Here is a 12791-nt window from a genome sequence, read left to right on the forward strand (position 1 = left end):
ATTATAACTGCTTTACAAAACCGTGGTCTATTCCGAAGACATCGGTTACAAATTATATCGGGGTCTTTCCCAATTACAGAACTCGTGTCAGGGTGCTGTGCTGTTAAATCTGAGTGCCCCTCAATTGGTGTAGAGTCCCAACTTGTATTATGGGATATAAATGCGGTTTTCATGAGTGATTATTTGTTAGATTACATTAGTAATGTAATCTAACTCCAATCCGTACAAGCTGTATTAAATCGAAACGGAGCCTATCATCAATTACGCAGTCATATTTTCTTGCAAATAAAAACGCGACCTTTGCAGTTAAAACAATCCCTAATAATGATTTTTTAGAGAAGTAGATAGTACCAAATTAATACATGAGCACGCGCATATTTTAGTCAACGTTTCATAGAGTATCCAGAAATAGATTTTTTCAATAAGACTCGGAAAAATAATCATGAGTCCCTTGGGCTGCGACAGCTTCCGCCTGTCGATTTAATGCATGAATATAAGCAGCAGTACGCTGGTCAACTTGATAAGCTTCCTGTAACTCAAAAACTTTGTTAAATTCTCTTGATATGATAGCCCGCAAACGTCTTTGGACCTGTGCTAAGGTCCAATAGTAACCTGATTTATTCTGAACCCATTCAAAATAACTTACCGTTACCCCTCCTGCATTAGCTAAAACGTCAGGCACGACGAGAATATCTTTTCTCTTTAGAATATCATCGGCATCTGCTGTAGTAGGTCCATTAGCAACCTCAATAATGATAGGTGCTTTTATCCTTTCCGCATTTTCTTTAGTTATTTGGTTTTCCAGTGCCGCCAAAATTAAAATATCAACCTTTAATTCTAAAAGTTCTTCATTAGTTATCTGAGTTGCTTTAACCATTTGGCAAACTGAATCTTCACAGTAGACGGCTTGGACCTGTTCAAATTTGTTTTTTGCATAAATAATACTTGAAATATCAAAGCCTTGTGCCCGGTATATACCACCTCTGGAATCACTCACTGCTACAAGTTTATAACCATCTTGATGTAACAATTGCGCTAAAGGTTGTGCGGCGTTTCCAAAACCTTGAATAGCTACGCGCATTTTTTGAGGATGCCATTTTTTTATTTTTTCCAGTTCTTTAATACAATAATAAGCACCTAAACCTGTAGCATTTTCCCGGCCCTGGCTTCCACCCAACGGTAAAGGTTTCCCTGTAATTACAGCCGGTGTTGCTTGACGGACAATTTTAGAGTATTCATCCATCATCCATCCCATAATCATAGCGTTTGTATACATATCAGGGGCAGGAATATCTAAATCAGGTCCAATAAAATCTGCTATGGATGTAATGTAACTTCGGCTTAATCTTTCTAATTCAAGGCGTGATAATTGTTTCGGATGAACAATAACGCCACCTTTTGCGCCACCAAAAGGTATACCAACTACAGCACACTTAATGGTCATCCAGAAAGCTAAAGCTTTTATTTCAGAAAGACTCACTTCTGGATGGAAGCGAATGCCTCCTTTAGTGGGGCCCCGTATAGAATTATGATGGACACGATAACCGGTAAATATTTTTAATTGCCCATCGTCCATTCGTACTGGTATCGCCACCTCAAGGCATGCTTTCGCATGTTTTAACTTTTCAACTGCTTCTGGATCAAGAGAAGCGAGAGTAGAGGCATTATCGAGCCTGAGTAATGCCTCTTTATATAAATTATCATCCATAAAAATATCCTTAAAAACATCCTCTTATTACTATAACAAACATAATTATGTCCCATCTACTATAGCTATTTTTTAAAATGGATCCATCTTCGTAAAAGATAAATGTTTTAAATTCGCTCATTAATGATGAGTAATACTAAGCCCCATGCGAGAAAGCGTATTAAATACTATAATTTCAACAATACCAGTTGGGCGTTTAGGCCTCCCACAAGATGTTGCAAAAGCCGTTGTCTTTTTAGCATCCCCTGCTTCAGGTTTTATCATCGGGGCTAATCTAGATGTGAATGGCGGCCAGTACATGTAAGAGGCTCAAAAGCAATGGTTCAAACACTATGCAGAACCATTGCTTTTCAAACAAACTCTTTTCAAGGAGGAATAACTAATGCAACGATTTCATAGTATCTTATTTGTAAGCCATGGAGTGAAGGATGAAACAGAAGCTTTAAAGTTGGCACTAAAATTAGCCTCTAAAAACGAAGCACAACTGGGTATCTTAATTACGTGCCCTCCTTTTCCTGACACACTGAGTGAATACAAAACTTCTTATGAAGAATCGTTAATTGGCAAAATGAACAAACACCCGATTAATTTAACTACGTGTTAGAGAATAATCAGATGACTACAGTCAGTGAGTGGTGGATGTGGTTAGGTTTTTTGGCCTTTGTGGTCATGATGCTTGCTATTGATCTGTTTTTATTGGGCGGGCGAAAAGCACATCGTGTTTCTACGAAGGAAGCACTGTCCTGGACAATAGTATGGTTCACATTAGCCCTCATTTTTAACCTGCTTTTATGGTGGTATCTTATTCATAATTCCAGCACCCAAATAGCTAATGAAAAAGCACTGGAATTTCTCACAGGATATCTCATCGAGAAATCTTTATCTATCGACAATGTGTTCGTTATTCTCATGATTTTTAGTTATTTTTCCATCCCCGCAGAATATCAGCGTCGAGTCCTAATCTATGGGGTACTAGGTGCCATCGTCATGCGCTTAATCCTTATTTTACTGGGCATATGGATAGTGAACCAATTTCACTGGGTACTCTATCTCTTTGGCTTTTTGATGATAATTACAGGCATTAGAATGGTTTTATTCGCTGAACACGAACCCGATCTGGCAAAAAATCCTATTCTTCGCTGGATGCGCCAGCATCTGCGAATTACTAATGAACTACAGGGCGAACGATTTTTTATCGTCCAAAACCAATTACGATATGTTACACCCCTTTTTCTTGTATTAATTCTTGTTGAAGTCAGCGATCTGATTTTTGCAGTAGATAGCATTCCTGCTATTTTTGCAGTAACGAATGATCCCTTTATTATTTTTACCTCTAATATTTTCGCAATACTTGGATTACGTGCCTTATATTTTTTATTGGTAAATATGCACAGCCGCTTTCATCTGCTAAAATATGGGCTTGCATTTATTTTGATCTTTGTGGGCTTCAAAATGCTCATTGCACCCTGGTTTAAAATCCCTATCTTCATTGCTTTGGGTATTGTAGTAATCACCTTGATCTTTTGCATAGTACTAAGCATCTATCAAACATCGCTATTAGCAAAGAAAACAATTTCCCGTAAATAATTTTATTGGATAGATAAAAAGAAAAGCCCGTATTACGGACTTCGTCTAATACGGACTACGCTGTAACGCTTGTTAATTAAGATCTTGTAGTGTCCATAGACGATTTATTATTAACAACAGTGAGCGAATAGAAAACTTTTATCTTATCAATTATCCAATACCTAATATTAAATTTTAATCTGGATCTAATGTCGCCAGACTTTAATCAATATGCTATGTTTCATGCTCATTGGGTAGTTAAGGAGTAAGTATGAGATTGACCATTAAAACCATACAATATTTTATCATTACAGCTTTATTATTTAGTTTAAGCGCTTGTATGAAAATAAAGCCTGATATGGCTTCTTACAAAGTTAAGGGGAAAGTATATACGCCTCTTAAATCTGCAAAAGGATATAAAGCACGAGGACTGGCTTCTTTTTATAGTAAACGCTTCCATAATCGTAAGACATCAAACGGAGAGCGGTACAATATGCATTCTATGACGGCTGCGCATCGTACGCTTCCATTTAATACCCGACTACGGGTTAAGAATGTAAAAAATGGACGAACAGTGGTGGTTCGAATTAATGATCGTGGTCCCTTTTATAGTACGCGAATTATAGATCTTTCTTATGCAGCTGCAAGTCATTTGGGAATCACAAGTACTTCTATGGTAGAAATACAGGCTCTAAATTAGTGCTCTTTCCCATTTATTGCTTTTTATTTCACTGGAGAGTTCTCGGTAAGTCATCATAGATTGATGTTGCAATTAACGGATCATATGGAATCTATCGGCAACTATCATTGCATTAGCAATGAGTAGCCCGTATTAGACGTAGTCATAATACGGGTTTTTCTCTCTGATTTTGGTACGTAACTATGTTTTACCAGTTAGATTTTATTCTTTGACTTTTAATAAAATTGGGATGAGGATGAGACTATGCCCGTATTACGACTTCGTCTAATACGGGCTACGCTTGCTATTCATTTAGTATGCTGGTGGTTCGTGCGCACATGATTATATTTTTTATTATTATGTATTCATTAATCATTCAACAAATTCTTAATGATAGTAGGGAATTTTCTCAATGCAAATTAGAAAAGTAATGCTGGTTAATTCAGGACTCGTTTCTTCTGCTCCCAATTTTTTAATGTTTCCAGGTTGATGGTAGACGGATGAAAATTCTTTTTTAGTGTTCTTTATAGCTCTCTAATGTCATTAGGTAATAAAGACACAACTTCTAGAATGGGATGTAAATTAAATGTATAAAAAACCACTGGGAGATGGGTGAATGATTTAGAATAATGTACAGGAATAATATACAGTATGTGAAAAGAATTAATTGAATAAGTCCCAATACGATTTATCATCTGCAATTTACTGACCAAGACTCGATCTACGCTTATTATCTTTCAGGAGGCCATCACATAGTTATGCTAGTTTCATAGGTCTCTGGCTTGAAATCTGTTCATTAAGCCAATTCTCTAGAAGGGTTTTTGCTTGTAACGGCTCACTAATTTCAAATGAATTACTCGCTTCTAATCCTTTACCAAGACTTGCATTATGGATAGAGCTTTGACTTTCGTCTAAATAAGTTCGAGCTAAATCACACGATCTTATTGCAGCTTTGATAGAAGCGGTTGTTCCACTTAGATTATCTTCTCGAATAGCCCAATTGGCATAATGAAAATACGCTTCTGCCAACATCATATAGGCATAGCTTCCATAAAGCTCAAGTAATTTTTTACAATTTCCTATAGCTTCTTTTAATAGTTTGTCACAATGCTCGCTATCGAGCTTAGATCGCTCAATCTTAGAGTAGATATATTGATTATATCGCTGAACTGCGTGTACCGAATTAAAGGTAATTGCTTTTTTTAACCAGAAAATTTCCTCTAAGGAAAAATGGTCTTGTTGTTTTTTCGCTCGCAGTGCTTTCTGAAAAAAATAAGCTCCTTGTAATAAATCGAACATATCTACATTTTTATGAGGCAAAAAAACAATCTGGGTAGTTTCTGAAGCAGATAAATAAAGTCCATATAAACAATATTGTTGCTCCCATAAAGAATTGTAGATGTCCCTTTTGCAGAGTGATTTAAAGATTGGGTTTATATTGGCCAGTTTAATAATTAAATTAAGATTGCATGATACTCTCATTCGTCTAAAAAATGCTTCTTCATCGAATGTATTGTTTTTAACTTGCTCCAACAGTAGTTCATCGGCGGCGTTTAAATGATACCTATTTCCTGATACCACTTTATTTTCCACACCTTTGAACATTGAGCACCTCCACAGCATAAATGTGTCAATAATAGTACAGTTATTTGTATTAACAATCAATTCCAACTTATAGGCTACGCTCCGCTTTCGATCTCTATGTAACCTCCCTTCCACAGAATCCAAAAGTCCTACTGGCACATCAACCATTGTTTCTCAATAAATAATGACATTCCACGAAAACGATCAAATATTTATCTTATTTAAGAATTCGTTAACATTAAGACCTTATTATATACAAATAAACAAATGTGACAGGTATAAAAATGCATTTAAAATTTGATAAACATAGTCGAGCGAAGAGAAATATTCTAGCACAAAGGTCAAACGCTAAATTAGCAAGTGAGGAAAATAATCATTCTCCTGTAATTACTACCCCGCATTCAACAGAATATCTAAAAAAAATGACTACTTTGGTGACCTCTACTTTTTCGACTTACGACAAAGAAGCGCAAAAACAGTTCCAAATTAAACCTATTGTTCAAGGAAGCATGGGACTTTTGCTCCACGGAGTCGATTTTCAGAAAAAAGATAACCCTGGTGATGTAGATATCCTTGTATCGAATGTGAAACTAGCTCATCAGTTAGTCCGTTATTTAGGAGAGCAACTGAAAAACACGGGGTCACCTTATAGAATAGTTACTCGTGGTAATATATTAGTTTATGATTGTACTATTGTGGATACAACTAAAGAAAACCCAGATTTAACAGTTCAGCTCGTCAATAAAGACGATTTTGGTGCTAGCCATATAGTTGCTATAGAAAAAGAGGGAGTTCCTGTCTTGCCACCGAAAGAGGCCTTCATTAGCTTACATGATCGAATCAATCGTCAGGGTGGCAGAAGAAAAGATTGGTGTGCATTTTATACGCTCATAGAGAAATACGGCGAAGAATTTCTGCAAGATGGCTCATTTAAAGAAGAATGGCAAGATGAGATGAGAGAGTACTTTGCTCTGCCTAATGATGAAAAAGAACAGCGTAAATCTCATGGAGTTGGCCCTACCTCCGCGAGCAAAGATGATACGTTTGCTGTTCCAAAAATTAGTACAGAGCAACTTGCTAAACCAGAATTACCCCTTGAAAAGGGTTTAATTGCCCAAGTCGGCATGTTCAGTAAAGAAACTGAAAAACAAACAACTACTACTAAGCCAGCTAACATTGCCGCATCATCAGTGTTAATTTTGACCAATAAAGGATAATGGTAATGCACCAAGATTGCAGGAGAAAGTTTATCATGTAACCAGCATAGCCCTTGATGCAGCGAAGCGTAATCAAGGTTGATTTTTATTACGGGGCATCACGTTTTTCTTTACCGTCATATGACCTTCTCTATTCTATGATTTTAGGAGTTTATCCTTAAATAGCATTTTTATTTTTTTAGACAATAATTGTTGGGTCAAAATGATCCATCCTACTTGCTAACTCGACAAAACACATAGCAGTTAGCGACTCGCTTGGACTCATTTTTAAGCTACACTTAAGAAGAAGGCTAAATTTTAAGTTCTCTATGGATAATGAGGAATAAAATAATGGCTATGTCGAAGCGTAATGTAACAGTAGAAGATCAGGAATTAGAAGTTATTACCCTTGATGTTAAACAAGTGACCTCATCTGGTGAAGCGTATGATCTCCTTAAAGCGCTTTTAAAAGAATATGGAATAAATGATGGGGAAATTAAAAGCATTAAACCAGGGAAGATATATCCGATTAATTACAATTCCCAAAACGTTTACGTAGAGGTAAGCGCACAACTTGATCCAGAAGAACACCCAATAAAAAAGGATCAAAAAAAATGGCGGATAAGGGGAGATCGTTTATCCGATGAAGGAGGAACTGGAATTGTTTATGACACTGAACGAACTTATCGCCTGACTGATAATGATGAGTTGATCATCAAAGAAAAACAAGAAATAAAACACCCTAAAGTATTAAAAGAAAGAAGATATAAAAATGAAGGTACCGAGGATGAGGTTGAGAATACGCGAGAAGTTGGAAAAAAAGCTTATCTTAGCGGAAAATATGGATTCTTTACTAATAAAGCACTCGGCACAACGCTTGATAAAATATATTTTCAACGTGGTACTCCTTTCCCTGAACTATTAGCTTTTGTTAAAGCATGTACTCAAGAATTATATAATGTGCACAAAATAAGCGGCAAATCACATAGTGATTTGTCGCAACTGAATAATATTTTTTATGATCTTAATACAAAGCAAGCAACAATAGTTGATTTTGAAAATCTTGGTTTTGAATATGATCAAGATAAAGCTAAAAGAACAGATATTTATGATTTAAGTGTTATATTGATGGATAAGGTAGGATACTATCTCTCTGGAGAAGAAGGCGAAAAATTAAAAAAAATAATCCAGTCTATGAATCAAGTACAATACAAAAAAGATGGAGATGGAAACATTGGTAAATTTTTGGATGATATCAATGAAATGGAAAATAACACCTTTAAACCACCTTTATAGCAAGCTAGGTTGACCCACAAAATCAATCTCAAGTCACTCACTATATTGAAATCCTGGCATTATTACTTCGATATTCCATGATTTTAGGAGTTTATCCTTATACAGCTTTTTGATTTTCCGGACAATAACTTTAAAATGGTTGGGTCAAAATGACATGAGGTATCGTCCTTTTTTTGGGAAAAAATTATCTTACATCTAATAATAATGGTTGATAGCTGCTCACTTTTACTATGGAAAATCCAGGTAAATTTAGGATAAAATTCAAATAAGTGAACTGGCTATTCTACTCACTCCCAACCTCTACTGGTAATATGAGTTATGGTTAAAGCCCTCATACAGGGCTATGCATGCTATTGATTTAGGCTCATATCTTAGGGGAGTTCTCAATGTCTGCAACAAATTCTGTTTGAGGAGCTGTCAGCTCAGAGGACCAAAAACTATCTGGATGCCATTTTGTATCCTGCTTATTTTGAATGGTGTAATCTATAAAAATATCTTTAAAAAGTTTGAGCCATTCTGCATGCCACAAATGAGTAGATAAAAATTTTGATAGTTTATTTACTTGCTTCTCTTCAGAATCATTTTGTTTTACAGATACTGAATTGTCTTTATCTGAAATTGAATAACTAAAAGATCTGGATTGAAGTCGGTAAAAATCTTTTTCCATACTCCAGACAGACTTTAAAGAAATTGTAGGCTTTTCAGTTGACACAGGCATATCCGCCATGACTCTTTGACAAGCTGTTTTGATAACAGTAGGAGTGTATCCATAGTTTGCCAACAAAGTGTCCATATAATCCTGCATCAATAATTTAAGATCTTCGATATCGTTTGTATCATTAGGAGCGTATTTATCACTCATAGAGCATAATTGTTCCATATCTCTAATAAAATTATTTAAATTAGGGAAAAACCTTTCTACAACAGGGTAGAATGACACCTTGGCGGGTAATTCCTTAAGTTTTTTATCACTTACAAAATGATGCGAGAAAAATTCTTGGCCTTCTTTAATATCATCTTTAGATAAATCAGCTGAAAGAAAGCCAAAATAGCCACGTGCAAGCAAATAGGAAAAGTGCTGTAAGGGCTTTGCTGAACTACCAACATTTTTTGCTGGAATATTCATAGGTTCATGAACTATATAGCCATTTTCATCTTGTCTATACCAAGTTTCGATTTCACGGTAAAACTTACTGGCATTTATATCCATGTTCCTTTTCATTGCTATGATATCGTATAAAGTTGGCATAAAGGTTCCAATAATAAAATACAAAAACGCATCATGTTGCTTCAATGCGAAATGGCTATTCTAACGGAACATTTTTGCAAAAACATTATTTTTGAAGTGTAGCACTGCATCGTTATAAATTCCGGGACATCCATGCCCCTGAAATTCACACGCATTTTGTCCTGCGCCCTTCTGGCGTCATGACTAAAATTCTTCCCTAAAAACCATCGAATAGATTCATTAATTATCCATAATTATATTCCATATAATTATCTAATTGGGGTGGCTCTTTTTTTGCTTCTCTATTACCAAATAACCCCAGGTTAGGCTCCCCTGAGAAACTCATCTTTTTTGCTGATGGTTTTTGAAGATCATTTTTATAATTCTCTTCAATCACCTTCTTGACTAAAATATTGGAGTAAAGATTCTTTGTTTGTTTAAAACCCTTAGGCGCCCCATCTGCTGGTGGTGTCATTCCATTATGATCGGCTAAATATTGTGTAATCCATGCCTCTTCATATGATTTACCATCCATCGCAACAACAGGGTTTCTATATATTTCATTAGTTTCTTTACAAATCAAACATGGGGGTAGTTGAGCAACATTTACCCCAGGACGTTTGTAATGCGTTAATAAATCCTTCACCAATAAATTGGGAATTAAATCTTCCTTTGTTAATGGCTTTCGTGATAAAGGGTCCATTTTTAAGTGAGTCGCTGTTTGTATGTCGTAAGTAATACCCGTAGGAACAATAACGGGCTCTTCAATGGGAGTGAATGATACTGAATCTTCAAACAGCTCCTCTACTTCATAAGGCAATTTACCAAATTTAAATAGCAAAGGATTGATAACTTCCGGTCGTCCTTCTGTGATTAATAAAGTAAGAATTTCTTTTTGTTGGGTCTCAATTAGTTTTTTGAAATATTCCTCACCCTCTTCAAGGGTAAAATAGGACATCGGCGCGCCAGCTTTTAACAGAGCTCGGGCTACTTCGATTTGATCTGCCTGTAATGCATAGATCAAAGGAATATCATATTGAGAAAGCATGGATTTATCACTGGGATGAAGGACTGCAATTGCCCCAATGCAGTTCCAGGCTTTACGAGTAACTGCCAGTTTCATGGGTGACAAACCCGATTTATTCAACATCGTCAAACTGGCTCCATGATCGAGCAGTAGTTTGATAAACTCAATACTCCCCTCTTCCACCGCTTTATGCAATCCGGTATTCCCATTGGCATCAAGAGGAGTATTTGGAGAAACTTTTGCCTTTAAAAATTCTTCCACTGATTTTAAATTTCTCTCTGCAAATGCTTTTTTGTAATTTTCCCTATTTTTTTCTTCCATCATTTTCTCAAGGGAGTACTTTTCTTCAACTAACATTTTAACTAGGCGATTTTTGTATAAAGGCCTGTTCAGCTGCTGGTGACCACAAGGAGTTTGGTTATTGTTTTTTTGCAAATAATCAGTAATCCATGCTTTTTCGTACGTGACTCCATCACCAGTAACAACTGGTTCTTTATAGACCTCGTTGGTCTCGGGGCATATTAAACAAGGGGGGACATCCATAAGATTAACATGAGGATGTTTATAATAAGCCAACAAATCATAGACGATGAGATTTGGAACTAATTCACTCTGTTGCAATGGTGCTCTGGTAATTGGATCATGAACCAGCTTTTTGATATCTTGTGCGTTATAGGTTGTCCCTTGCTTGGTGATAACGGGATTTGTTAACTCTTCACCCATAATAATTTCTTCAAAATAGTCTTTTACTTGATTAGGTAAAACACCAAATTTCATTCGAAATTCGTTACTTCCTGATAATAAAACATAAATCATATCATTCCATTGATTAGTAACCATTCGGTGGTAATCTTGCACGCCTTCATCAGTATTAAAATAACCGGGAAGTACTTGCATACCTTGTCTTAGTAAGATCTTCAGTATGTCTGGCTGATTCGCTTTTAAAGCGTGCATAAGAACTAATTGATATTGAGCCATATTACTTTTATCAGGTGGCCGTTTTTCCAAAATTATTTTGATTAGATCCCAGGACTGCAACTTCAAGCCCAACTCAATAGCTGTTAATTGATTAATGTCTCGTGCATTAAGTTGAATATGGTTATCTAAAAATAATTTAACCATATCCGCCCTCTTATTAGTAATGGCGATATGTAATCCGGTCTCTTTATTGGGGCCCAGTAGAGCATCCACAGAAACCTCCTTTCGAGCCAAAGCACCGGCAACAAGGAAAAGGTCGTTATTACTGATTGCAACTAAGTACATTAATTCTTGAACCGCCGGGGATGTGGATAAAACGGCGAGCATTTCATCCTGCTTGTTAGCTACCAGTTTTTCAAAATAAAGTTTACCTGCAAGAGTAGTAAAATATTTCAACGAGGCACCAGCATTAATCAAAACTTGAACCAACTCAACCTTATGGGCACGTAAGGCAGCGAGTAAGGCCGCATCAAGAGATTCGTTATGTTCAGGATCATTTTCGACAATTGTTTTAATACAGCTCCAGGCTTCATTCTCCAACGCCAACTTTAAAGGAGTTTTACCTTGTTTATTTTTACGATTTGAAACAGCTCCATTTTGCAGTGCAAGCCGAATTAATTCTAAATTTTGCGTTTTTACACCTATATGCAAGAGGGTATTGAATTGAGCATCAACGACTGTATTAACAGATACCTTAGCCGCTAATAGTTGAGTAATTTCAGCAATATTACCCTGCTGAACCGCTTCTTGATATGCCATTCTTGGAGATACTTTTTTCGCGATCTTGGGTTTGTCTATCTCCATTATGTTATTATTATTAATATTATTAGAAATTTCCCGCTTGTTCCCGTAATCAGCAATGAGTTGATAGCACTCCCAATCCTCTATTTCCGCTGCCAATTGAAGTGGTATCCTCTGTTTTTTATCGGCAAGATTAAGATTAGGTCCATATTGTAATAATAACGCAATTAATTCTTTATTTTGTTGTTTTACTGCCTGATGCAGTGCTGTGCTCGACTCACTATCAATGATCATGTCGACGGATGAACCTGATTCAAGGCATTTTTTTACTTGGGTAAGTTCCCCTCTCTTCACAGCCTCTATGAATGGATTTGTCACCGATTCGTTTTGAGAGGAATGGAAAATTTCCAGCAAATTCTTATCAGCTGCTTCGAGTTTCAGATTGTTATTGAGCAAACAAAAATCGGCAATGATGGATAAACATTCATAACTTTCATTCGAAGCCGCTACCTGAATAGCGGTTAAACCCTTTCTGTTTTTAAGACTAATATCAGCATTATGTTTTAATAATAATTTTAGCAAATCTTTATTTGCTACCATAACGGCATGATGCAAGCCTGTATTCAAATCTTTATCGCGGATATTAGGGGAAACTTTATTAACAGTTAAGCAATGTTCTACAGTGCTGGTATCGTTATCGGATAAAGCAGTTAAATAAATTTCACGTACAGATCTAGTAGCATACACAGCGGTATTCTCCTTAAGTATTAAATTATTGAGGTAGAATT

General features: G+C 36.1%; 8 protein-coding genes and 3 pseudogenes. 6 read left to right on the forward strand and 5 right to left on the reverse strand.

From position 1 onward, the window contains the following. Positions 1-418 precede the first annotated feature (418 nt). Complete coding sequence (locus LXO92_RS14030; RefSeq protein WP_182350157.1) at positions 419-1708, reverse strand: Glu/Leu/Phe/Val family dehydrogenase; 1290 nt, start codon at positions 1706-1708, stop codon at positions 419-421. A gap of 133 nt (positions 1709-1841) precedes the next feature. On the opposite strand from LXO92_RS14030, the pseudogene LXO92_RS14035 reads away from it, so the two are divergent. The 4 genes and pseudogenes from LXO92_RS14035 to LXO92_RS14050 form a co-directional block, all read left to right on the forward strand. Then, a pseudogene (locus LXO92_RS14035) lies at positions 1842-2012 on the forward strand (SDR family oxidoreductase); the annotation flags it as partial. Between the two features lie 78 nt (positions 2013-2090). Next, positions 2091-2285: pseudogene (locus tag LXO92_RS14040) on the forward strand (universal stress protein); the annotation flags it as partial. 38 nt (positions 2286-2323) lie between these two features. Beyond that, positions 2324-3295 (forward strand): TerC family protein, encoded by a 972-nt coding sequence (locus LXO92_RS14045; protein ID WP_232891185.1) that lies wholly within the window; start codon positions 2324-2326, stop codon positions 3293-3295. A gap of 250 nt (positions 3296-3545) precedes the next feature. Next, positions 3546-3974 carry a septal ring lytic transglycosylase RlpA family protein gene (locus LXO92_RS14050; RefSeq protein WP_232891186.1) on the forward strand — a complete coding sequence of 143 codons (429 nt, stop codon included), beginning with the start codon at positions 3546-3548 and terminating at the stop codon, positions 3972-3974. Here the strand turns inward: LXO92_RS14050 and LXO92_RS17305 are convergent. After that, positions 3969-4088 (reverse strand): annotated as a pseudogene (locus tag LXO92_RS17305) (ISL3 family transposase); the annotation flags it as partial. The gene LXO92_RS14050 and the pseudogene LXO92_RS17305 overlap by 6 nt on opposite strands. A gap of 621 nt (positions 4089-4709) precedes the next feature. Further along, on the reverse strand, positions 4710-5558 hold the full coding sequence (locus LXO92_RS14055; protein WP_232891187.1) for a DUF5630 domain-containing protein: 849 nt from the start codon (positions 5556-5558) through the stop codon (positions 4710-4712). A gap of 263 nt (positions 5559-5821) precedes the next feature. On the opposite strand from LXO92_RS14055, the gene LXO92_RS14060 reads away from it, so the two are divergent. Both LXO92_RS14060 and LXO92_RS14065 read left to right on the forward strand, forming a co-directional pair. Beyond that, positions 5822-6754 carry a hypothetical protein gene (locus tag LXO92_RS14060; RefSeq protein WP_232891188.1) on the forward strand — a complete coding sequence of 311 codons (933 nt, stop codon included), beginning with the start codon at positions 5822-5824 and terminating at the stop codon, positions 6752-6754. Positions 6755-7084: 330 nt separating this feature from the next. Then, positions 7085-8029 carry a hypothetical protein gene (locus LXO92_RS14065; protein WP_182350162.1) on the forward strand — a complete coding sequence of 315 codons (945 nt, stop codon included), beginning with the start codon at positions 7085-7087 and terminating at the stop codon, positions 8027-8029. A gap of 364 nt (positions 8030-8393) precedes the next feature. Here LXO92_RS14065 and LXO92_RS14070 read toward each other — a convergent pair whose 3' ends face one another. Together LXO92_RS14070 and LXO92_RS14075 are read right to left on the reverse strand one after the other, a co-directional pair. Next, the gene (locus LXO92_RS14070; RefSeq protein WP_182350163.1) at positions 8394-9278 is read right to left on the reverse strand and encodes a hypothetical protein; all 885 of its coding nucleotides are present in this window, start codon (positions 9276-9278) and stop codon (positions 8394-8396) included. 223 nt (positions 9279-9501) lie between these two features. After that, positions 9502-12750 carry an ankyrin repeat domain-containing protein gene (locus LXO92_RS14075; RefSeq protein WP_232891189.1) on the reverse strand — a complete coding sequence of 1083 codons (3249 nt, stop codon included), beginning with the start codon at positions 12748-12750 and terminating at the stop codon, positions 9502-9504. Positions 12751-12791 lie beyond the last annotated feature (41 nt).

Origin of the sequence: Legionella resiliens (assembly GCF_021344005.1) — a bacterium.
GTDB lineage: Bacteria > Pseudomonadota > Gammaproteobacteria > Legionellales > Legionellaceae > Legionella > Legionella resiliens.